Genomic DNA, 23,268 nt, shown 5'->3' on the forward strand with positions numbered 1-23,268 from the left:
AAAGTAATAAAACCTTAATATAAATAGAGTTGTTTTTTAAGTGAAAATTCGATACGATGGATAGGCAAAAAGAGAGAATTATGGAGATAAACTTATGAAAAAAATCAAATGGATGAAAGCCGTTATAACAACTTTAATCGCTTGTTGTTTAGCAAGTCCGATGCAAGTAATGGTTCACGCTGAAGAAGCTGAAAAGCCTAAGACTGCAGAAGAAATTGCAGCTTTAGAAGATGTTGCATCTTATATTGCTATCGAACAAACAAGTGGAAAAATTTTGATGGAAAAAAATCAAGATGATGTTCGAGGCATTGCTTCGATGAGTAAAATGGTTAGTCAGTATTTAATATTAGAAGCGATTAAAAATTCAGAAATTACATGGGAAACAAAAATCCCTATTAGCGAACGAGCAAGTAAATTAAGTGCAAATTATTCTTTATCAAATGTGCCATTATGGCCGAATGAGAAATATAGTATTCAAGAGTTATTTGAAGCAAGTTCGATTTATTCTGCAAATGCCGCAACCATTGCGATGGCAGAACATTTAGCTGGAAGTGAAGCGAAATGGGTCGAACGAATGAAAGAGAAGTTGGAATCTTGGGGAATTCATGATGCCTCAATTGTAAATGCCACAGGATTACCGAATAAATATGGAACAACAGAAAAAAATCCAGATTTTGGAGATGATGCAGAAAATAGTATGTCTGCTCGTTCGGTTGCGATTGTAGCAAGAAGATTAGTATTAGATTTTCCAGAAATTTTAAAAATTTCTTCTGTTGCGACAAAGGAGTTTCGACCAGGAACTGCTGGTGTCACTAAGATGGATAATTTTAACTATTTAATTCCAGGATTATTATTTGGTTATGATGGAGTAAATGGCTTAAAAACAGGAACTTCTGAAACAAGTGGAGCCTCAATTACAACAACAGCAACACGTAATAATTTCTCAGTTATTGTTGTTACGATGGGGTCTAAACAACCATTGAATCGTTTTAAAGTAACTACGAAAATGTTAGATGAATTATTTAAGAAATACGAAGGTTTAGTTGTCGGAATTCCAGGTAAATCTGTTCAAAATATTCAACCTTATCCAGTAAATGGTGGGGCTGATGAAAAGATTAGTGTGGATTATGGAGATAATTTTGTAGCAGCTGTTCCAAAAGGAACTGCTATGAGTCAAGTGAAAGTACGTTTTGAACCATTTAAGGAATTATTAGATGAAAATAATGCTTTGCAAGCTCCTATCACTGCAGGAAAAACAATTGGAAATTTATACTTCCAAATGCCAGGAGAAGATTTAGGATATGTAGATGGTCAAACTGAAGGACATGTTCCAGCATTTGCAGGATATGAAATTGATCCATCGAATATTGTGACAGATAGCTATCGACAAGCGAGAGGATTCGTGGAAAAAATTATTCATGGAATCCAAGAGTTTTTTGGAAATATCTTCCAAAAAGTGAAAGGTTTCTTACATGCTCAAGAAGCGTAAATAGTTCAATTTGCTGATTACCTGTTGCACAACTTTAGAGAATATTGTAAAATACAGACATATAAAACTGTATGAATAGTAACTTGAAGTCTTTTGTAGAGAGCTAGCGTTTGGTGAAAGCTAGTAAAGTATGACAAGCGAATCCACATACTATGATGCATGGCGAAAGCATTGATTAAGCCATCCGGAGCAAACCGTTATCGCAAATGAGTGCAATGGAAACATTGAATACGGGTGGTACCGCGAAGATAAAAGTGAAACACACAACTTCGTCCCAGTGACAATTTGTCGGGGATGAGTTGTGTGTATTTTTTTACAATGGTTTAAACAAATTTTCAACAAGCAAAACAAAAGAAAATGGAGGAATCAATATGTTAGATATGAAACGAGTGAGAGATCACTTTGAAGAAGTTGTGGTTGGTTTACAAAACCGCGGAGTAGAACGTCAAGTAGTAGAAGAATTGCGTGATTTAGACGAAAAACGTCGTGAATTAATTTTAAAAACGGAGCAATTAAAACAATATCGTAATACGGTAACGGAAGAAATTTCTCAATTAAAACGTAATAAAGAAGATGCAAGTGCGAAAATCGCAGAAATGAAACAAGTTGGGGAAGATGTAAAAGCAACAGATGCTTTATTAGCAGAAGTAGAAGAAAAATTAGAATACATCGCTTCACGCTTACCAAACATTGCTGCAGCAGATGTTCCTGTAGGCGAAGATGAAAACGAAAACGTAGAAATTCGTCGTGAAGGAACTCCCCGTGTGTTTGATTTTGAACCAAAACCACACTGGGAAGTAGCAGAAGCATTAGATATTTTAGACTTTGAAAGAGGAGCAAAAGTATCAGGAAGCCGTTTCCTATACTATAAAGGTTTAGGAGCTCGTTTAGAACGTGCTATTTATAATTACATGATTGATTTACATGTGGAAAAACATGGCTACACAGAAATGATTACACCATATTTAGTAAACGAACAATCAATGTATGGTACAGGGCAATTCCCTAAATTTAAAGAAGATGTATTCCAAATTAATGATGAACGTAATTTAACATTAATTCCAACAGCAGAAGTTCCATTAACAAACTATTATGCAAATGAAATTTTAGAAGAAGCACAATTACCAATTTATTTCACAGCATTAAGCCCTTCATTCCGTTCAGAAGCAGGTAGTGCCGGCAGAGATACTCGTGGATTAATCCGTCTACACCAATTCAATAAAGTGGAAATGGTGAAATTCGCAACTCCTGAAACATCATTTGATGAATTAGAAAAAATGACAGATAATGCGGAAGATGTATTACGTGGTTTAGGTTTACCATTCCGTACAATTGTATTATGTACAGGAGATATGGGATTCTCAGCTTCTAAAACATATGACGTTGAAGTATGGATTCCAGCACAAGATACTTACCGTGAAATTAGTTCATGCTCAAACTGTGTAGACTTCCAAGCTCGTCGTGCGAAAATTCGTTACCGTCAAGCTGAAACTGGAAAAATTGAATTATTACACACATTAAATGGATCTGGTTTAGCAGTTGGTCGTACAGTAGCAGCTATCTTAGAAAACTACCAAGAAGCAGATGGAAGTGTAACAATTCCTGAAGCATTAGTTCCATATATGGGTGGAGTTACAAAAATTACTAAATAATTTTGAATAAAAGAATGAAGTGACCCCAAAAAGTTAGACTTTTTGGGGTCACTTCGTATGTATGGTGTTTTTTTATTTGGATATTTATCAGAAGAAAAACAAATTTTAGATTTTATGAAAAAAGAAGTTTCTAAAGATGAAAATTGGCGAGTTCAAGAAGTGTTAGCGAAGGCTTTTGATGAATATTGTAGGAAAATAGGCTATGAACAGGCACTACCGGTCATTGATGAATGGTTGGAGGATATTCATCCGAATACAAGAAGAGCTGTGACAGAGGGATTGAGAATCTGGACGAGCAGACCTTATTTTAAAGAACATCCTGAAGAAGCGATTAAGCGAATTGCGGCATTAAAAGAAGATAGTAGTGAATATGTGAGAAAATCAGTTGGAAATGCATTACGGGATATTAGTAAGAAATACCCTGAACTTATTAAGGCAGAATTAGATACTTGGAATATCGAGAAAAAATCTGTGAAGCAAGTATACCAATTAGCAAGTCGATTTATTGAGAAGTGATAAATAAAAAAGGAATGAACGAACCTTATGGCACGTTCATTCCTTTTTCTTATTTTTTCACACTAACATTAATAGCATCTAGCACACGCTCAACAGGTGTGCTTTCTTCGAGTAAGTGTTTTTGTTCTTCTTTCGCGATATCAGGATGGTCAGTAATGATACCTGAAACGGAACTATGAAGATATTTATTAATTTCATCTGGTTCATTAATTGTCCAAACATAAACTTCATGACCTTGTTGCTGAGCAGCAATGGCTGTTAAGTCATGGTAAGAGAAATCTTCCACCACATAAAAGTCTACTGCAGGATTTCCAAATCCACCAAATTGAAGAGGAATGACATATCCGGTATCCATTTCAGGAGCTTTTCGTTCAATTTCTTCAATAACGTCTAAGTTGATAGACATGACTTTGTAAGTTTTTTCAACACCTAATTCTCTCATTTTTGCAATAAAGAGGTCGGTGTAGTCTGCCCCTTCAAAACCATGAGGTTTTAATTCAACGAGTAATTTAACATTGAGTTCCTTTGCTTTTGCAACAAATTCTTCAAAAGAAGGAATGTGACTTTCATAATTATTTTGGTAAATTGGAAGACCAACAATTTCATCATACGTCATATCTTTAACTTTTTTATTGAGACGGGCTAATCGCTTCAAATTATAATCATGCATGACGATAAATTGATTATCTTTTGTGAGTAAAATATCCATTTCCACATAATCGGCGCCTTCTTTTGCAGCAGCTTCTAGAGCTTCAAGAGAATTTTCCACACCATATTCGGTAAATCCTCGATGAGCGACGATAGCAGCTGAGGTAGAGTTTTCCCAATGATATTTTGTAATAGCTTCGCTAGAATAGTAAATCGTTAAACCGATAAAAGCAGCCACTGTAACAAGTGTACTTTTAAAGGGGATTTCAGGAATATGATGTTTGATTGTTACATCTACGGCATCTTGATCATCGGCTAGTTTTACTAAAATAATAATTAGAGAAATTTTCGTATAAATGGTTATAAAGAAAATGACTAGTTTTGATAAGACAAACAGGCTCGTTACGATAAAGACATTATCCATTATAGAAGATAAGTATCCTAAAGTAATCGTGAGAATAAACGTCACTAAAAAACCGATAAGGGATAGGACGACTTCAACTAGTAAAAAGATTCCAATATGTCTCCATAATTTCTTTTTTGTGAGCGCCCAACTCGTTTTTAGATTTTCTAAAAAACAATGGTTCGTCAAAATTTGTAACGGAATGGTATATATAAATCTTAGATGTAAATAAGCCAGTATGCCACATAATAGACCATAAGTAATTGCTCCGGCAGTTGTTTTTTGAATTTCTCCTGTAATAAAAGATGGAATATATAACTGTTCGGTTAAAAATGAGGTCATTCCAAAATTCCCTAATGGTAATAGGGTCAATAAATACAATAAGAAATATATAAATTGTGGGCTGAAAAATTCCCTCACTTCACCAAAAGCATTTCTCAAGCTTGTTCGCCATGAGAAATGTGTATTAGAAATTGTTCCATAAACCATAAAGGTAAGAAGTGAAAATTCAATAAAAACAAATAAAATAACGGCGAATAAATACACAATAAACGCTAAAATAATAATGGGGGAAGAGAAAAATAATTTCATATTGCTAAAATTAAAATTACTTTGTCCTGATAAAATAATAATGCCTTTAAATAAAGTTGATAAAATTCGAAAGCCAACAAATGATACAAAAAATTGTAAGAAGGCGGCATTTCGTACATACGTAATTTTGTTGGAAAATAAATTGTTTAATACAAATCGAACGGTTTTCCAAATTGGTAAAGTTTGATTTTCCATAAAGCCTCCTTATAGAAAGATTGAGAATATTGTAGCACAGATTATAAGAAAATTCTTGTAGAATTTGCAAAAGAAATCTTTAAGAAAGATGCAAGCTTTCTTCATTGTAACAATAGGAAGATTGCCGTATACTTAAAGCGTAATCATGATTTTATAGGAGGGGTTTTATGTTTTTATCAGAGGAATTACTAGCACAAATTCATCAAAGAGCGGCGCAATATGACTTGGAAAATGCGTGGCCGAAGGAAGATTATGAGGCATTAAAAGAAGCAGGGTATTATAAAGCTTTTGTGCCAAAAGAATATGGGGGATATGGCTTATCTCTTCAAGAAATTGCCCAAGAACAAACAAGATTAGCAATGGCAGCTCCTGGAACAGCTCTTGGTATTAATATGCACCAAATTATTGTTGGATTAGCAAAGCATATGGTTCGATTTGGTAATAAGAAGGGTGAACAAATTTTACGAGATGCGGCTGATGGGAAGTTGCTAGCATTTGGTATTTCTGAACCAAGTAATGACCGAGTTTTATTTGGATCAATTTCAAAAGCAGAGCCACAAGAAGATGGCGGCTATCGTTTTTATGGGAAGAAAGTTTTTCTATCGATGGGAAAATATTGCGATAAATTAGTTTCATTTGGTTCAGATACTTCTGGAGAATCTCCATTATCTGTCTTTGCTTATTTAACTCCTGATGCAGAAACATTCGAAGTAAAAGATGATTGGAATACATTAGGAATGAAAGCAACTCAATCAAACACGGTTGAATTAAAAGGTATTTATGCTGCAGAAGAGCAAATTTTAACAAAAGTAGCTCCTGGTCCAAGTTTTGATCCAGTTGTATTTGGTATTTTTGCTTATTTTGAAATTTTATTAGCCGCTACTTATCATGGAATTGGAAAACGTGCGTTAGAAATCGGAATTGAAACGGTGAAAACTCGTCATTCTGTTTCAAATGATGCGCCGTATTCTCAAGATAAAAATATTCGTTGGAGAATTGCCGAAGCAGCTATTATTTTAGATGGCATTCAACCACAAATTAATGAATTAAGTCAAACATTGGAATCAAGCGAAGAATATAGCTTTATTTGGTTACCACGTTTATCTTCTATTAAAAATCGTTCGGTTGAAGTATCGAAAAAAGCAGTGGAAGAAATTGTACGTGCTAGTGGAGGAAGTTCTTATTATAATACGACAGAACTTTCACGCTTGTATCGTGATGTATTAGCTGGTTTATTCCAACCGTCTGATCAAGAATCTCTTCATGATGCATGGGCAAATATTTTATTAGGACCTATTGCGTAGTTAGTTGGTAGAAGCATGAGTTTTGTTTGAATTTCTTCTCTTTCAAGGGTTCACTTAGGATAATCCTAGTATTTTTAAGTGGTTTATAGTATAATCTTTCGTGGCGTTTTGAACGCTCGAGGTTCGAAACCATCCCTCGATTCAAAAAACTAGGAGGAAAAGAAATGAAGCAAAACAATGTAAAAGTGTTGATTATCAATGCGATTGTAGCAGCATTATATGTGGTGATTACAACAGTATTTGCCTTTATGTCCTTTGGAAATATCCAATTCCGTATTTCAGAAATGTTAAATCATTTATTTGTCTTTGATAAAAAGTATGGGTACGGGATTATTGCGGGTGTTATTTTAGCCAATACGATTTTTATGTCTAGCTCTGGTTTAGGAGTGTATGATTTAGTATTTGGTTTAGGACATTCTATTTTATCTTTAGTGATTGGTTCATTCGTGTTCCGATTTGCCAAAGATTTAAAAGGCAAAATGTTATTGTTATCCATCGTATTTAGTGTGATGATTTTCTTAGTAGCTATTGAGTTAAAACTTGTATTAGAATTACCATTTTGGTTAAGCTATTTTGAAACTTTTGTTGGTGAAATTGTCGTCATGTTAGTGGGAATCCCAGTCATGTTAGCAGCCGACAAAGCAATTGATTTTACAAAACAAATGAATGCATAATTTATGTTTTAAAAGGTATATTCGAGAAATCGGGTATGCCTTTTATTGTTAGTGGAAAATGTTGCTAGTTTGTTTATTAAAAAAGGCATTTCGTAACCTCATGACTTGTAAAAAAGCATAAAAGCATCTAAACTATAGTAGACTATGAATCAGAAAAGAGGAATTTCAATGGAATTATTAAGTTTAACAGTAGGACGCCTACAAGAGAACGTGTATTTTTTAATTGATGAAAATAAAGAAACATTAATTTTTGACCCAGGTGCACAAGCAGAGGATATTAAAGAATTAATTGAAGAAGAAGGATTGAAGCCAATTGCGATTGTGTTAACACATGCGCATGGAGACCACATTGGAGCAGTAGACGAATTAAGAAAAGCGTACAACATTCCAATGTATATGAATGAAATTGAAAAAGAATTTTTAACGAATACAGATTTCAATCGTTCATTATATTCAAACGAAAATATTACGGTAGAACCTGCTGACGGATACTATCCAGCAGAATTAGGAAAATGGAAAATTGGAAGTTTTGAACCTGAATTAGCGTTAATTCCGGGACATTCTCCAGGTAGTACAGTGTTTATCTTCAAAGATAATGGATTTGTTATCGGAGGAGATGTTTTATTTAAAGGTAGCGTAGGACGTAGCGACTTCTCATATGGTAGTCATATGACATTAATGGCAGGAATTGAACAATATTTATTACCGTTACCAGGAAATACGGTTGTTTTCCCCGGACATGGAGAACCAACAACATTACAAGATGAAATTGCAAGTAACCCGTTTTTAAATGGAGCAACTAGATAGAACTCAGTAGGAGAATTCAAAATGATTTTTGATACACATACACATTTAAATGTAGAGCAATTCGAAGGAGAAGAAGCAGACGTTATTAAGCGTGCAAAGGAATTAGCCGTTACACGTTTTGCGGTTGTCGGATTTGATACACCAACGATTGAAAAAGCTCTCCAATTAAGTGAAACATTTGAAGAAGTAGTGGCGATTGTAGGATGGCATCCGGTTGAAGCACATGCCTATACACCAGAAATTGAGAAAAAATTAATCACACAATTAACCCATCCAAAAGTAGTGGCAATGGGGGAAATGGGATTAGACTATTACTGGGATGACTCTACACCTGAAGATCAAGAACGAGTATTCCGTCGCCAAATTGCCATTGCTAAAGAAATGAAATTACCGATTGTCATTCATAACCGTGATGCGACAGAAGATTGTTATCGTATTTTAAAAGAAGAAGATATTCGAGATATCGGTGGAATTATGCATAGTTATAATGGCGATGTGGAATATATGAAACGTTTCTTAGATTTAGGAATGCATATTTCTTTTAGTGGAGTAGTGACGTTTAAAAATGCTCCACAAGTTCGTGAGTGTGCGAAAATTGTTCCACTAGATCGTTTTTTAGTTGAAACAGATGCCCCTTATTTGGCCCCTGTTCCGTATCGTGGAAAGAGAAACGAAACAGGATATACTCGCTATGTTGTTGAAACAATTGCTAAGGAAAGAGAAATGGCTTGGGAAGAAATTGCTAAAGCTTCGACAGCAAATGCAATGAAGCTATTTCGATTTGAAGAAAGAGGATTGAAATGAATCCAATTATAGTAGTAGAAGGGCGAGATGACACTCGTCGATTAAAGGAAGTTTTTCCAGAAATTGAAACGATTGAAACGAATGGTTCAGCTATTGATGATGAAACACTCGCATTAATTAAAAAGGCAAGTGAAATGCGAGAAGTCATCGTGTTTACAGATCCAGATTATCCAGGACAAAGAATTCGTTCGATTATTCAAGAAGCGATTCCGACGGTAAGTCATGCTTTTATTGAAAGAGAAGAAGCCGTTCGAAAAACGAATCATAAAAGTCTTGGAGTAGAACATGCTAGCGATGAAAGTATTCAAAAAGCATTGGAGCATGTGTATAAACCAGTAGCAGACCTTCAAGAAGAGATTGCTCAATCGGTGATTTTAGAACTAGGACTGATTGGCTATCCTCACTCGTCTTATTTAAGAAAAGAAGTGTCTAAAGAATTACGAATTGGACATACAAATGGAAAACAATTAACGAAACGATTGAAATTATTTGGCATTTCAGAGCAACAATTACGAAATGCGGTACAAATTGTACAGGAAAGGAGTTAAAAAGATGTTTGAAAAAGATATTGCCACACCGACTCGAACACGTGAAATTATGGAACGCCATGGCATTAAGGTGAAGAAGAGTTTAGGACAAAACTTTTTGATTGAACCGAATATTTTAACAAAAATGTTAGATGTGGCAGATGTTAACAAAGAAACAAATGTCATTGAAATTGGACCAGGTATTGGTGCATTAACGCAACGTTTAGCAAGAGCTGCTAAAAAAGTCTTAGCCTTTGAAATTGATGGGCGTTTAATTCCAGTTTTAGAAGATACTTTATCCGATCATGATAATGTCACTGTGATTCATGAAGATATTTTAAAAGTTGATTTAGAAACAGTGATTCAAGAACACTTCAATGTGGAGGAGAGATTACTAGTCGTTGCAAACTTGCCGTATTATATTACGACACCGATTATTATGAATCTCTTAGAATCTGGTTTACCAATTGATGGATTTGCGATGATGATGCAAAAAGAAGTGGCCGAAAGAATGACGGCTCAACCAAATTCAAAAGCTTATGGCTCATTAACGGTGGCGATTCAATATTGGTGTCATGCCAAAATCGGATTTATTGTTCCTAAAACAGTTTTTAATCCAGCACCAAATGTAGATTCAGCTATTTTAGTATTGGAACGTAGAGAAGAACCTCTAGTAACAGTGAAAGATGAAGTGTTCTTCTTTGATTTAGTAAAAAATAGTTTTGCCCAACGTAGAAAAACATTATGGAATAATTTGGTCAAAGCTTATGTGCCAGGAAAACTAACAAAAGAACAAATTCAAGAAGCATTGGACTCTGTTTCGATTGAACCAAATCGTCGAGCAGAAACACTAACCATTGAAGAATTTGCAGCCTTATCAAATCAATTACAACAATTTGTAGGAGAGTAACAATTGTTCACTTCTTATCAAATGGAACGTGATACATTTGTGTGTAATTGTTTTTGAAAGGATGGAGAAATATGGAACAATGGGTTCAACGAAGTAAAGGAATTTTATTAACCTTTGGATTAGCAGTATTAGCTGTTATTTTAGGGGATATGATGCCGATTATTGGAAGTGCGGTATTTGCGATTATTTTTGGGATGTTAGTGAGTAATTTCTATACATTACCAAGTGATTTTAAACCAGGAATTAATTATTCCGCTAAAAATTTATTACATTATTCGATTATTGCATTAGGGTTTACAATGTCATTTGCTCAAGTGCAACAAACAGGATTAGAGTCTTTACAAGTAACGCTTGTTACGATTTTAGCAGCTTTCTTAACAGCAGCTCTTGTAGGGAAATGGTTAGGCTTATCAGATCATTTACGAACATTAGTAGGATTTGGGACAGCCATTTGTGGAGGTTCTGCAATTGCAGCAGCTTCTCCGATTATTAAAGCAGATGATGAGGAAATTGCCTTGTCGATTTCAACCATTTTCTTATTTAATATTATTGCGGTTTTCTTATTCCCGTTTTTAGGACATGTTTTACAAATGACAGATGCACAATTTGGATTATTTGCAGGGACAGCAATTAATGATACTTCAAGTGTAGTCGCTGCTGGTTATAGTTATAGTAGTGGAGCAGGAGATATTGCTACAATTGTAAAATTAACCCGTGCGTTGATGATTTTACCAGCTTGTTTAGTCTTGTCACTTGTTGAAGCGAGACGTCAAAAGAAATCAGGAGAACCTGTGAATTGGAAAAAGATTTTCCCAATGTTTATTTTATGGTTCTTAATTGCAACGATTGTGACAAGTGTTGGAATTTTCCCTAAAGAATTTATCCCATATGCAAAATTAGCTTCTAAATGGTTAATGGCAATGGCGTTAGCAGGAATTGGTTGCCAAGTATCATTTAAGAGTTTCCGTGAAGCGGGAGCTAAACCGATTGCTACGGGGTTGGCAACTTGGTTTGTAGTAGGAGCGACTAGTTTATTTATTCAATATTTTGTAATGAAGTAATCCCTGAATAAAGGAGAGTTTATGAAGCGCCTATTAAGTTTAGGATTTTGGATAGGTTTGATTTATATTTTGATTTTTTCGAAGGTAAATGCGGTTCAGTCGTTTGTAAATACTTCGATGGTTGGAGTTTATTTGCATGTGGTGATGATTTGCTTGTTGATAATCGGATTTTTCGCCTATCTATTAAGAATCATTCATTTCTTATTTGTGTCGTAGAATAGAAAAACAAAAGATTTGTTTTGAATGGCAACGGATGCCAGCAGCTTCGCAAAAGCGAATCTCATGGCTAAAATTTGAGCCTAGGGTCTCAAATTTTCCGGCAACTAAAACCGCACTGCGGTTTTGGTTGCTTCTGCTATTAAAACAAATCTTTTGTTTTTCTATTTATTTTTGAAAGATGGAAGCTTCGCAAAAGCGAATCTAAGGCTATTAAGAAAAGTTCTTTGTCCCTTGTTTATTTCTTTCTACTTCTATTTGCGAAGGTTGTCCAGTCTATGTGGCGGGCGTTGCACCAGTGAGCGATGGTGTTTGAGAGAATGATGTCTGTTTGGCGTAATGCTTCTGTGTTTGAAACGCCTAATAAGGTGTAAATATTTCTTAATTGATTCTTCCACTCGTTTACTGTTTGAATGGCTGTTGGTAGGGAATCTTGTGGGCGAATTAAGTGTAAAAATTCTCCAGACATTCCTACAGCGCTTGCTCCTAGAGCGAGACATTTTACGATATCTAATGGTGAATGAATGCCTCCGGAAGCAATGAGTTCACAAGATAAATCATATCCCTCTACTAAGGACTGAACTGTTGTTTGTCCCCAGTCTTCTAATTCATCATATAAATGATCTTCTCTTCGAGCGTTTTCAATGGCTGCAAAATTTGTGCCTCCACGTCCACTAATATCAATCGTTTGAACTCCGATATTGATTAGTTCTTGCATGGCTTCTCTACTAAATCCAAATCCGACTTCTTTAACAATAACAGGAACGTCTACATTAGTTACGATTTCCTCAATATTTTTTAACCAATGATGGAAAGAGCGATCGCCTTCTGGCATCACTAATTCTTGTAATGTGTTCACATGGATTTGAATCCCATTTGCTTCAATAAGGTCAATTGCTTTTTTAGCAGATTCAACGGTATAATGCGCTCCTAAATTCGCCAATACAATTCCATTAGGATTCTCTTTTCGAATAATGGTGAAGCTTTCTGCAGTAGAAGGGTCTTTCATGGCAATACTCATCGATCCAGTTGCCATCGCAATTCCTGTTTCATGCGCCAATTGTGCTAGGCGTTGATTAATGAGAGTTGTTCGAGGACTTCCCCCAGTAATTGCATTAATGAAAAATGGAGTTTCTAAAGTGAATCCTGCCATTTTTGTTTGAAGAGAAACTTCATCTACAGCCATTTCAGATAGAGGATGATGGACAAAACGAGTTTGTCGTAATTCTAAATTCGACTGTGATTGATATTGTTGAGTTGCATGGCCCACATGTTCATCTTTTCTTTTCATTTGTTGTGTATAGGCTTGTGTCATGAGAGCTCCTTTCTAATAGCGCTTTTTGAAGGGGCTATTTCTAAGTTTAGTGGAAGAATACCAGCTTTTTCCCATTGGATTGTAATGGTTTCTTCTTGTTGAGGCTTTGTAATAAAGCAAATCCCACAATCGCCTCCGCCAGCTCCAGAAGTTTTGGCACTTGCATTTTCTTGAAGCGCAATTTGGCAAAGTTTTGTTAAGGATGGAGTTTCGAGTACAATATTCATCTCTTTAGCAAAGTCTAATAAGAGAGCTCGATTATCCGTAATTCCTTGTAGAAATGCTTCTGTATCTTCTTCTGTTAAAGCAGTCGTTATTTGGTTTAAAATCGCTGTGTTTTGTTTTAAAAATTGTTGGTAATACGCATTCTTTTCTGCTTGCGTTCTTGTATGAGTGACAGATGATACGAACGAAGAAGTATCGGCTTTTTCCTTTGTCCATCCAACAAGAATTTTTAGCGCTGTTGGTAAAGATAATGGTTGAATAACTAAGCCGATCCATTCTTTGTTGACAACTTCTGAAATGGAACGCTGTTTTAATTGTTCTTGAATCCATGTTGCATCGATTCGTTGGTATAAAATGATACCTCCAAAGGCACTAGAAGCAATATCTCCTAAGGAACCATTACTACCAAGTAGAGTATTGGTAATGGCTGCTAATTTGTAAACGAGTAGAGGTTCAACAGGAATATGATGCCATTGTAAAATAGCGTCAATGGTTGCAACAACGATAGCTCCACTAGAGCCAAGACCGAATTTGATATTTGAGTGAATATCGTCTAATTGGCTTGTCACTTTCAAATGATAGAGCTCTTCATTCCAATAGTTTCGTTGTTTCGCGTAAGTTTCGGCAACTTCAATTGCAGTAGTTATTAATGTAAATGGCTGATTTTCTTCGATTATTTGTAAAAGTCCTTGTTCTCTTTTCCAATGAAGCGTCAAATCCAGTTGTTGAGTGGAATAAATTGTTCCAACTTCTTCAAGGGAAGGAGTTAAGTCAACAGTTAAGTATCGATTGACCGCTGCAATGAGTGCCGGTTGTCCTGGAGTAACGACTGCATATTCACCAGCGATAAATAATTTTCCAGGAGCTGTAGCTTGTATATTCATAGTTAAATTCCTTTTTGATTGAAATATTGAATGCTTTCTTGCCATTCTTCTTCTGTTAAAGTTCTCATTGCTTCTCCTGGAAGAGAGGAAATAAGTTTTTCAGAAGCAAAATATTGTTTGAAATGGTCACGGACTTTGTCTAAATCACTTGCTTTACAAAGCACTTTTACATTCGGACCAGCATCCATTGTGTAATAAGCAGGAATTCCTAATACTTCACGTAAGTAAACGACTTGTTGCTGAGCAATCAGACTATCTGGTTCAAAATAACAAAACGGAGGTTGACTTGCAAGCATTGTCGCATGCATTTTCATTCCATTAAATTCGGCAATTTCTCCCATTCGAGTAAAGTTTTTCTCTTGTATAGCTGTTTTAATCTCTTCTAAATCAGTTTTTGCACTTTCTACCCATGCAGGATAGAAAGGAGAAGTGGCAACTGTTTGTTCCATTCCAATACGGCTGGAGATTTTTTTAGCAGCTCCATTAACAACGACGATGAGCATTCCAATATCCCAAGAAGCATCGTCAATAGGAATCGCCATACTATCTTTTGAATTCGTTCCTTGATTCCATTCAACGAAGCCACCAAATAAACTTCTCGTAGAACTTCCACTTCCACGACGAGCATATGTGGATAATTCACTTCTTGATAAATCCCATCCCATTGCTTGATGCATCGCTCCTGCTAAAGCTGCAAAAGCTGAAGCAGAACTTGCTAAACCAGCTGCAGTAGGAACAAAGTTATAACTCTCAATACGTGCAAATCGTGTTTCCTTTGTAGGAATACGGAATAAATCTAAAAATTTTGAAATTTTTTGTGTTTCAGCTTCTTGTTGCAAAACATTATTTAAATAAAATTCATCTTTTTCTAAAGTTTCATCTAAAGTAATTTTTGTATCAGTATAAAAAGCCTCTAATGTGAGGGATAAGCTACTATTCATTGGAAGAAATAATGCTTTATCTTTTTTCCCCCAATATTTAATAAGTGCAATATTTGTATGCGCACGTGCAATTCCTGTTGTTTTCATATAAGCTCCTTTTTATTCATTGGAAAATGAATGTGTCCATGTTTGTACAGCTCCTGCTTCTTGTAAAGCTTCAGCAATTTTTTCAGCTTCTTCAAGATTTGCTGCAAGAGCAATCATACAGCCACCTAGTCCGCCACCTGTCATTTTGGCACCAATCGCTCCATTTTCAAGAGCCGTTTGAACAAGATGGTCTAACGTTTTATTTGATACTTCTAATTGTTGAAGAAGTGCATGGTTTTGAGTCAGAAGACTTCCTAATGTATGAATATCTCCTTTTGCTAGACAAGTTTTAGCAGTGTGTACTAGTTCTCCAATTTCTTCAATGATTTTTTGAGTAGAAATGGGTTCTTTTTGTAACTTTTCTTGTACAGCTTGAACGGCTTTTAGTGTTTGCCCTGTAATGCCTGTATCTGCCACAATTAAAGTTCCTTTTAGTTGAATAGAAAGAGGTTGTAAATCTTCTCCTTTTATAAAAAATACAGCTTCTTTTCCACTAGTCGTTGCTGTATCAATACCGCTTGGATTTCCATGAGCGATTTTTTCAGAAGCTTGTACAATTTCGAATAATAATGGTTCGCTTAAAGGAATATTGTAATAATCAAACAATCCTCTCACTACCGCTACTGAAACAGCTGCGCTTGATCCCATACCACGTTCTGCAGGAATCGAAGAAGTAATCGTAATCTCAATAGAAGGTGCTTGTACGAAGGATGCCTCGCCTTTTTCTACTTTTCCATTATTCCAATACGAACGAGTAGTGGGCGTAATTCCTAATTCAGGACGAAGTTGTTCAATTTGATTCAATGCTTCATGGATCGTAAATTTTAAACTTTTCAATACTTCCGGCATTTCATAAGCTAATCCACTATAAAAGTCGCAATGAATACTTAGTGGATGGGAGCTTGGTTGAATATCTGCTTGAACCGACACACCGGAAAAAGGAATGGCAATCGCAGGTTGATGATGGACGACTGCATGTTCCCCCATTAAAATGACTTTTCCAGTAGACTGTCCCATACCGGAAGCTGTTGTATATTCCATGATAAAACTCCTTCATAATTTCTCTTATTTATCATACTAAAAACCACTAAAGGTGTAAACGAACAAGCGAGGATTTAAAGGAAATTTAAAGACCCAATTGTTAGTCATCCTAAAAAAACTATGGTAAAATACGCAAGAAAAGCAATTCAATAAAAGGAGAGAATCGTTGTGACAGACACATCGACGTATTATCATATTAGCCGAGATGAATGGAAACAATATCAAAACGCTCATCACTTGGCATTAACATTACACGAATTAGAACATTTAACATCATTGAATGATAGAATTTCATTAATTGACGTACAAGAAGTATATGCACCCTTATTAGATTACTTTGATATCTATTATCAAAAACATGGGCAAATTCATGAACAAGAACAATATTTCTTAAAACAACCGAAGAAGAAAGTTCCATTTATTATTGGAGTTTCAGGAAGTGTGGCAGTTGGGAAAAGTACAACGGCTCGTTTAATGCAAACAATGCTCCAACAAAAATATCCAGAATTAACAATTGAGTTGATGACAACAGATGGATTTTTATGGCCAACAAAGGATTTGGTGGAAAAAGGGATTTTACACCGAAAAGGATTCCCAGAAAGTTATGATATGGAATCATTAGTGAATTTCTTACTGGATATTAAAACCGGAGAAGAAGCTGTTGAAGCACCTGTTTATTCTCATGAAATTTACGATATTATTCCAAATGAAAAACAAGTCATTTATCCACCTGATATTTTAATTGTGGAAGGAATTAATGTATTACAATTACCACCAAATCGAGAAATTTACGTCAGTGATTTCTTTGACTGGTCGATTTATGTAGATGCGGAAGAAAATCTGATTGAAAAATGGTACTTAGAACGTTTTGAATTATTAATGGAACGAGCAAAAACTCAACCTGATAATTTTTATTACCAATTTGCGATTGGAGACCGAGAAGAAGCGATTGCTATGGCAAAAGATGTATGGAAAAAAACGAATTTGAAAAATCTAAAGGAATACATCTTACCAACAAAAGGACGTGCAGACTTTATTTTGCATAAAACATACGGACATCATATTGACTATGTTCAAGTGAAGAAATACTAAAAAATGGAAAAAGAACTCGCAGGATAGACGTTTTTGCGAGTTCTTTTTTGGAATAGAAGGATAATACATGAAAAATGAGAAAATTTAATAAAAATCCGAACGAATTTTATAAATATTTAAGGTAATTTTCGTGATTTTCTGCTACAATATAGACAATAAGACTAAGGAGGCTTTTTATGTCAACAAGAACCACTTCGTTAGAAAAAATTATTGTATTAGATTTTGGAAGTCAGTATAACCAACTGATTACACGCCGTATTCGTGAGTTTGGAGTATTCAGTGAGTTACTTCATAATGATATTACAGCGGAAGAAATCAAAAAGCATGGAAATGTAAAAGGGATTATTTTCTCTGGTGGACCTCATAGTGTTTACGAATCGGGTGCTTTTACAGTAGATCCTGAAATTTTTGAATTAGGAATTCCAGTATTAGGAATCTGTTATGGAATGCAGTTGACAACTCATTTATTTGGAGGAACTGTTGAATCTTCACCGACAAGAGAATATGGTCCTGCGAAAGTAGAAGTATTTAATACAGATTCAGGAATTTTCCAAGGATTATCTACTTCAGAAGAAGTCTTAATGAGCCATGGTGACAGAATTACAGCTATCCCTGAAGGTTTCACTGTAACAGCTTCGAATGACCACACACCATTTGCAGCATTTGAAAACCCAGAACGAAATATTTATGGAGTACAATTCCATCCAGAAGTACGTCACAGTATTCATGGAAATGATATGTTGAAAAACTTCGTGTTCAATATTTGTGGCGCAACAGGTGATTGGACGATGGCAAACTTCATCGAGATGGAAATTGAAAAAATCCGCGAAAAAGTTGGCAATAAAAAAGTATTATTAGGTTTATCAGGCGGAGTTGACTCAAGCGTTGTAGGTGTCCTATTACAAAAAGCGATCGGCGACCAATTAACATGTATTTTTGTAGACCACGGTTTACTTAGAAAAGATGAAGGCGACCAAGTAATGGAAAGCCTCTCTGGAAAATTTGGATTAAATATTATCCGAGTGAATGCTCAAGAACGTTTCTTATCCAAACTAAAAGGCGTTAGTGATCCAGAACAAAAACGTAAAATTATTGGAAATGAATTTGTTTATGTATTCGATGATGAAGCCGCAAAATTAACAGATGTGGATTTCTTAGCACAAGGAACTTTATATACAGATATTATCGAATCCGGAACAAAAACAGCTCAAACCATTAAGTCTCACCACAATGTAGGAGGACTACCAGAGGATATGCAATTTGAATTAATTGAACCTCTAAATACATTATTCAAAGACGAAGTTCGTGCCTTAGGAACAGCATTAGGTATGCCAGATTCAATCGTATGGCGCCAACCATTCCCAGGCCCAGGACTAGGTATTCGAGTACTAGGAGAAGTAACCGAAGAAAAACTAGAGATTGTACGAGAAAGTGATGCCATCTTAAGAGAAGAAATTGCTAAAAACGGACTTGAAAGAGACGTATGGCAATACTTCACAGTCTTACCAGGAATCCGCAGTGTCGGAGTAATGGGAGATGGAAGAACCTATGATTACACAATCGGCATTCGTGCAGTAACAAGTATCGATGGTATGACAAGTGACTTCGCTAGAATCCCATGGGAAGTCTTACAAACGATCAGTGCAAGAATTGTGAATGAAGTAGGGCATGTGAACCGAGTGGTGTATGACATTACAAGTAAACCACCTGCTACGATTGAGTGGGAGTAGGGGATAATACTTCTATATAACTATGGAGAAATAAAGTATGATTAGAAAAATAAAAATAGAAGATGCAGAAGCCGTACAAAGACTATGTAATATTTCTTTAGGGTATTCAGTATCTATCGAGACAGTCATGAAACAAATACAAAAACTATCTAAGGATGTAAATCATCATTATATTTATGTATATGAAGAGTTACAGACCGTAGTGGATTTTGTTCATGCTGAAGTTTATGAAAGTTTTTATTCCTATGCTGGGCTAAATATTTTGGGATTAGCTGTTTTACCAGAGTTCCAAGGCAAAGGATTTGGCAAAGAATTGATGCATTATTTAGAAGTAAATGCTAAAAATGATTCTATTGCGTTCATTAGACTAAATTCAGCAGATTATCGTGTAGAAGCACATAATTTTTATGAAAATATTGGATATGTCTGCGATAAACTCAAAAGAGGTTTATTAAGAGGTTGGGTAATTTGTAAGAATTGTTTGTTCTATAAATCCTGATGGTGAATCTAATTTCTCCCCTTCAGGATTTTTTGTATGTTTCATTCGTAAAACTTGAACACTTAATTCAGAAGTGCTATACATTCGCTATTGCTGAGGAAAAAGTAAACTCTTGGATACAAAATAAAAAATTTCAAAATTCTCCTTTTGTAAAATGATAATGAAAATGTTATCATGTATAAAATAACTTCATAAACTTGTAATTAAGAGGTGAATATATGAAAGCTAGTTATAATGGGTTGTGGAAAATTTTAATAGATAAAGGTATGAACAAGAAAGATTTGGCGAATGCTTGCGAATTATCTCCGGCAACTATATCTAAAATGGGTAGAGGAGAGTTTGTCAGCATGGAAGTTTTGCATCGTATTGGAACGAAGCTAGATGTTGATTTTGGTGATATGATTTCGATTATAAAGAATGAATAAGGTGGAGTTGATGGGTAACAGATTGTTATTGGTTTAGAGATAAGGTGGTGGTACTTATGACAGAAGATAAAAATCTTGTCATTATTGATAATAAAGAAATACAAAATCTGATTTATACATTTAGAGGTAAGCAGGTAATGATAGATAGCGACCTCGCGGAACTATATAAAGTTACTACCGGTAATTTAAATAAAGCGATGAAAAGGAATTTATCAAGATTTCCGGAACATTTTTGTTTTCAATTAACTGAATCTGAATACGAAAACTTGAGATTCCAAAATGGAACCTCAAGTTCCAATAATAATTATGGTGGCAGAAGATATATGCCATATGTATTTACAGAACAAGGTATCGCCATGCTTTCTGCTGTGCTTAAAAGTGATGTGGCAGTGGAAGTCAGTATTAAAATCATGAATAGTTTTGTGGAGATGAGAAATTTTTTGCTTTCTAACAGAGAGATGTTCGCTCGTCTTGACAGAGTGGAGTTAAAACAATTGGAAACAGATAAGAAGCTGGAAGAAGTATTTAATTATATTACGACTAATACTGAGGTTAAGCAAAATATATTTTTCGATGGGCAAATATATGATGCATTTAGCTTTATTGTGGGACTTGTTAAAAAGGCTAAGAAAGAAATCGTCTTGATTGATAATTATGTAGATGTCAACACCTTAAATATTCTTTGCAAGAAGAATAAGAGTGTGGATGTTGTAATTATAACAGCAGGAAAAGGAAATTTATCAACAAAAGATATAACGAAATTTAATGCTCAATATCCAAAACTATCGATTAAAACTACAACAGATTTTCACGATAGATTTTTAATCATAGATAAAACAGAAGTTTATCATATTGGAGCTTCTATAAAGGATGCTGGTAAAAAGAGTTTTGGAATTACGAAGATAGAAGATAAGGACTTAGTTAAGAGTCTTGTAAATAAAGTGAGGTAGAGTATGGCGAATTTATCTAAAATCAAGCGAGAAAAAATGCTTGAATATCTTGAAAAATTGAAAGTACAAAATAATGATGATGAAAACATTCGTGCAATAACAGAGATTGAAATGATGAGTTGTATCTCAATAATATGGAGTATGTGGATGATATGAATGATGATAGATGGGTGTTGCTTGAGGAAGTGTTTTAGTATGGAAGGTGGTGAAATTTGATTTGAATACAACAATTGATAGACAACAACTATTAGCTAAGCTATCTCAGGCTTTAAATGGTGGTGAATTGTCAGCATTTGTAGGAGCAGGTATATCCAAAGGAGCTGGATATTTTGACTGGAAAGAGCTTTTAAAGGAAGAAGCAAAAGATATCAAATTAGATATTGATAAAGAAAGAGACTTGACTGAAGTTGCTCAGTATATATGTAATGTAAAAAACAGAGGAACCATTGATAATTTGATAAACGAGGCTTTTCCTTCAAATCTCAGACCAAACGGTAATCATGATCTTTTGGCGAAGCTTCCAATCGATACATTTTGGACAACAAATTATGATAAGCTTATTGAAAAAGCATTAGATTTGAACGGGAAAACAGTAGCAGTTAAATCAGAAGATCAGCATTTACAGCTATCTAGAAAAAATCATGATGTGGTAATTTATAAAATGCATGGAGATATTGAACATCCGGACAGAGCAGTAATTACTAGGGATGATTATGAGCAGTATGGATTTAAGGATAGAGTGTTATTTAGAGATGTTCTTGAAGGACATTTACTAACTAAAACTTTTCTGTTCATCGGGTTTAGCTTTACAGATCCGAATTTTTTAGCTTTATTAAGTAAAATGAGGATTCTTTTAGATGGGAGGAATAGACATCATTATTGTATACTCAAAGAGATTAGTAAGGAAGACTACCTGGAAGAGTCTGAATATGTATATGAAAGAGCACGACAAGAATTAGTCATTGAAGATTTAAAACGTTATGGAATTTTTGTTCATTTAATAGAATCTTATTCGGAGATTACAGATATATTGGATACTTTATATAAAATATATAGAAGAAAAACCATTTTTATATCTGGAAGTGCTGCGGAGTATTCACCACTTCCCAAAGAAATAGCGATAGATTTTATTCAGGAACTTTCTTATCAATTGGTATGTAATGGATACACAATTATAAATGGATATGGGAAAGGTATTGGTACGCATATTATTAATGGAGTTACACGTTACTGCTACACAAATAGAAAGGTTAAATTGGAAAACTGCTTATCACTAATACCATTTCCTTTGAATGCGGGGAAAGATCAAAATTTGAAGGATGTATGGACACAATATCGTACGGAAATGATTGAAAAATGTGGTGTTGCAATATTTATTTTTGGAAATAAATTAATTGATGAAAAAATAGTAGAAGCTAATGGTATGGGAGAAGAGTTTAATATTGCAAAGAACAATGAACTTGTGTTGTTGCCAATAGGATTTACAGGAAGCATGGCTTCAAAATTAGCAAAAGAAATAGATTGTAGTAAGATAAATGAGAATTTTATAGATGTGAGCAAATCAGTAGAACAAATAATAAAAGTTATTAACGAGATAAGTGGGAAGGAATAATAAAATGGCAAGAAATGTTTTTATTTCATTTAGATTTAGTGATGGAGCCGATTATAAAGAAGAGTTGAGTAATTGTTTTGATAAAAACAAAGATATAATTAATTATTCAGAAGATGAAGATCGATCAAATATGTATGAAGAGACAATTAAAAATTATCTATATAAAAAACTAAAAGAAACCAGTGTTACAATCATTATCTTAACACCAGAAGCTGTAAACTATAAAAAAGATGTTTGGGGGAAATATGATGATTGGTTGTATGATGAACTAAGATACTCTCTAGAAGATAGGGAAGATAACAGAACGAATGCAGTTGTTGCTGTTTATACTAAAGATGCAGCTGAGCATTTATACACGGAAACGACACATAAATGCCCAGTGTGCAATAAGGATTCTAAAGTAAAAAGTATGAAAGAATTTGATAATCTAGTAAGAAAGAATATGATGAATATAAAAACCTCTAAAAAGAAAAATCAGTGCGGTGGCATATACGACTCTCTGGAAGATTCATATTGCTCTTTAATAGAGTTTGATGAATTTAAAAATAATATTGATACATATATTGATAATGCAATTGATAAACGTAATCGTAAAGAAGATTTTGATATTGTAAAGAGAATGTAGAAGTTATTGTAACCAGAATGTGGAATGGCAAATAAATATAAAAAC

Annotated in this window: 22 protein-coding genes, 1 pseudogene, 1 riboswitch and 1 other annotated feature; of the genes and pseudogenes, 18 read left to right on the top strand and 5 right to left on the bottom strand. The window is 34.7% G+C overall.

The annotated features are described in order from the left end of the window. Nucleotides 1–94: 94 nt before the first annotated feature. The 3 genes and pseudogenes from RWR88_RS00325 to RWR88_RS00335 form a co-directional block, all read left to right on the top strand. A complete protein-coding gene (locus tag RWR88_RS00325; protein WP_314449969.1) occupies nt 95–1,489 on the top strand; it encodes a D-alanyl-D-alanine carboxypeptidase family protein in 1,395 nt (464 codons plus the stop codon). Nucleotides 1,490–1,550: 61 nt separating this feature from the next. Beyond that, nucleotides 1,551–1,769, top strand: a binding site (T-box leader). A 91-nt stretch (nt 1,770–1,860) separates the two neighbouring features. Next, the gene (gene serS, locus RWR88_RS00330) at nt 1,861–3,141 is read left to right on the top strand and encodes a serine--tRNA ligase (RefSeq protein ID WP_314076734.1); all 1,281 of its coding nucleotides are present in this window, start codon (nt 1,861–1,863) and stop codon (nt 3,139–3,141) included. A gap of 54 nt (nt 3,142–3,195) precedes the next feature. Then, nucleotides 3,196–3,657: pseudogene (locus RWR88_RS00335) on the top strand (DNA alkylation repair protein); the annotation flags it as partial. Between the two features lie 49 nt (nt 3,658–3,706). On the opposite strand, the gene RWR88_RS00340 reads toward RWR88_RS00335, so the two are convergent. Beyond that, the gene (locus RWR88_RS00340; protein WP_314449970.1) at nt 3,707–5,494 is read right to left on the bottom strand and encodes a glycerophosphodiester phosphodiesterase; all 1,788 of its coding nucleotides are present in this window, start codon (nt 5,492–5,494) and stop codon (nt 3,707–3,709) included. Between the two features lie 167 nt (nt 5,495–5,661). Here RWR88_RS00340 and RWR88_RS00345 point away from each other — a divergent pair, with 167 nt between their 5' ends. From RWR88_RS00345 to RWR88_RS00375, 7 genes are all read left to right on the top strand, one after another. Next, nucleotides 5,662–6,798, top strand: coding sequence for an acyl-CoA dehydrogenase family protein (locus tag RWR88_RS00345; RefSeq protein WP_314449971.1), 1,137 nt, complete (start codon nt 5,662–5,664; stop codon nt 6,796–6,798). Between the two features lie 112 nt (nt 6,799–6,910). Further along, nucleotides 6,911–6,957, top strand: a riboswitch (PreQ1 riboswitch). Nucleotides 6,958–6,962: 5 nt separating this feature from the next. Beyond that, nucleotides 6,963–7,472, top strand: a complete 510-nt coding sequence (locus tag RWR88_RS00350) for a QueT transporter family protein (protein WP_314348566.1) — start codon at nt 6,963–6,965, stop codon at nt 7,470–7,472. Nucleotides 7,473–7,640: 168 nt separating this feature from the next. Beyond that, entirely contained in the window at nt 7,641–8,279 is a 639-nt protein-coding gene (locus tag RWR88_RS00355) for an MBL fold metallo-hydrolase (RefSeq protein ID WP_314256687.1), read from the top strand. Between the two features lie 21 nt (nt 8,280–8,300). After that, complete coding sequence (locus RWR88_RS00360) at nt 8,301–9,083, top strand: TatD family hydrolase (RefSeq protein WP_314449972.1); 783 nt, start codon at nt 8,301–8,303, stop codon at nt 9,081–9,083. Further along, complete coding sequence (gene rnmV / locus RWR88_RS00365) at nt 9,080–9,631, top strand: ribonuclease M5 (RefSeq protein ID WP_314449973.1); 552 nt, start codon at nt 9,080–9,082, stop codon at nt 9,629–9,631. Before RWR88_RS00360 ends, rnmV begins: the two co-directional genes overlap by 4 nt. Nucleotides 9,632–9,635: 4 nt before the next feature. Further along, nucleotides 9,636–10,520, top strand: coding sequence for a 16S rRNA (adenine(1518)-N(6)/adenine(1519)-N(6))-dimethyltransferase RsmA (gene rsmA, locus RWR88_RS00370; RefSeq protein ID WP_314449975.1), 885 nt, complete (start codon nt 9,636–9,638; stop codon nt 10,518–10,520). A 71-nt stretch (nt 10,521–10,591) separates the two neighbouring features. Continuing rightward, the gene (locus RWR88_RS00375) at nt 10,592–11,581 is read left to right on the top strand and encodes a YeiH family protein (RefSeq protein WP_314449976.1); all 990 of its coding nucleotides are present in this window, start codon (nt 10,592–10,594) and stop codon (nt 11,579–11,581) included. A 454-nt stretch (nt 11,582–12,035) separates the two neighbouring features. On the opposite strand, the gene fni is transcribed toward RWR88_RS00375, so the two are convergent. Genes fni through mvk form a run of 4 tightly spaced genes read right to left on the bottom strand, consistent with a single transcriptional unit; the run spans nt 12,036 to nt 16,290 of the window. Further along, the gene (fni, locus tag RWR88_RS00380) at nt 12,036–13,112 is read right to left on the bottom strand and encodes a type 2 isopentenyl-diphosphate Delta-isomerase (RefSeq protein WP_314449977.1); all 1,077 of its coding nucleotides are present in this window, start codon (nt 13,110–13,112) and stop codon (nt 12,036–12,038) included. Next, on the bottom strand, nt 13,109–14,221 hold the full coding sequence (locus RWR88_RS00385) for a phosphomevalonate kinase (protein ID WP_314449978.1): 1,113 nt from the start codon (nt 14,219–14,221) through the stop codon (nt 13,109–13,111). The genes fni and RWR88_RS00385 overlap by 4 nt, the downstream gene beginning before the upstream one ends. A gap of 2 nt (nt 14,222–14,223) precedes the next feature. After that, nucleotides 14,224–15,249, bottom strand: coding sequence for a diphosphomevalonate decarboxylase (mvaD, locus tag RWR88_RS00390; RefSeq protein WP_314449980.1), 1,026 nt, complete (start codon nt 15,247–15,249; stop codon nt 14,224–14,226). A gap of 12 nt (nt 15,250–15,261) precedes the next feature. Further along, on the bottom strand, nt 15,262–16,290 hold the full coding sequence (gene mvk / locus RWR88_RS00395; protein WP_314449982.1) for a mevalonate kinase: 1,029 nt from the start codon (nt 16,288–16,290) through the stop codon (nt 15,262–15,264). Between the two features lie 168 nt (nt 16,291–16,458). Between mvk and coaA the strand changes: the two genes are divergently transcribed. From coaA to RWR88_RS00435, 8 genes are all read left to right on the top strand, one after another. Beyond that, a complete protein-coding gene (coaA, locus tag RWR88_RS00400; RefSeq protein ID WP_314348556.1) occupies nt 16,459–17,382 on the top strand; it encodes a type I pantothenate kinase in 924 nt (307 codons plus the stop codon). A gap of 176 nt (nt 17,383–17,558) precedes the next feature. Continuing rightward, nucleotides 17,559–19,112 (top strand): glutamine-hydrolyzing GMP synthase, encoded by a 1,554-nt coding sequence (gene guaA, locus RWR88_RS00405; RefSeq protein ID WP_314111314.1) that lies wholly within the window; start codon nt 17,559–17,561, stop codon nt 19,110–19,112. Nucleotides 19,113–19,149: 37 nt separating this feature from the next. After that, nucleotides 19,150–19,611 (top strand): GNAT family N-acetyltransferase, encoded by a 462-nt coding sequence (locus tag RWR88_RS00410; protein ID WP_314449984.1) that lies wholly within the window; start codon nt 19,150–19,152, stop codon nt 19,609–19,611. 218 nt (nt 19,612–19,829) lie between these two features. Further along, on the top strand, nt 19,830–20,036 hold the full coding sequence (locus RWR88_RS00415; protein ID WP_314449985.1) for a helix-turn-helix transcriptional regulator: 207 nt from the start codon (nt 19,830–19,832) through the stop codon (nt 20,034–20,036). 56 nt (nt 20,037–20,092) lie between these two features. Then, nucleotides 20,093–20,986, top strand: a complete 894-nt coding sequence (locus tag RWR88_RS00420; RefSeq protein ID WP_314449986.1) for an ORF6N domain-containing protein — start codon at nt 20,093–20,095, stop codon at nt 20,984–20,986. A gap of 3 nt (nt 20,987–20,989) precedes the next feature. Beyond that, nucleotides 20,990–21,142 carry a hypothetical protein gene (locus RWR88_RS00425; protein WP_314449987.1) on the top strand — a complete coding sequence of 51 codons (153 nt, stop codon included), beginning with the start codon at nt 20,990–20,992 and terminating at the stop codon, nt 21,140–21,142. A 61-nt stretch (nt 21,143–21,203) separates the two neighbouring features. Continuing rightward, nucleotides 21,204–22,598, top strand: a complete 1,395-nt coding sequence (locus tag RWR88_RS00430; RefSeq protein ID WP_314449989.1) for an SIR2 family protein — start codon at nt 21,204–21,206, stop codon at nt 22,596–22,598. 4 nt (nt 22,599–22,602) lie between these two features. Then, nucleotides 22,603–23,223: a TIR domain-containing protein gene (locus RWR88_RS00435; protein WP_314449990.1), complete on the top strand. Its 621-nt coding sequence runs from the start codon at nt 22,603–22,605 to the stop codon at nt 23,221–23,223. Nucleotides 23,224–23,268: the final 45 nt, after the last annotated feature.

This window comes from uncultured Granulicatella sp. (genome assembly GCF_963528195.1).
In the GTDB taxonomy this organism is placed as follows: Bacteria; Bacillota; Bacilli; order Lactobacillales; family Aerococcaceae; genus Granulicatella.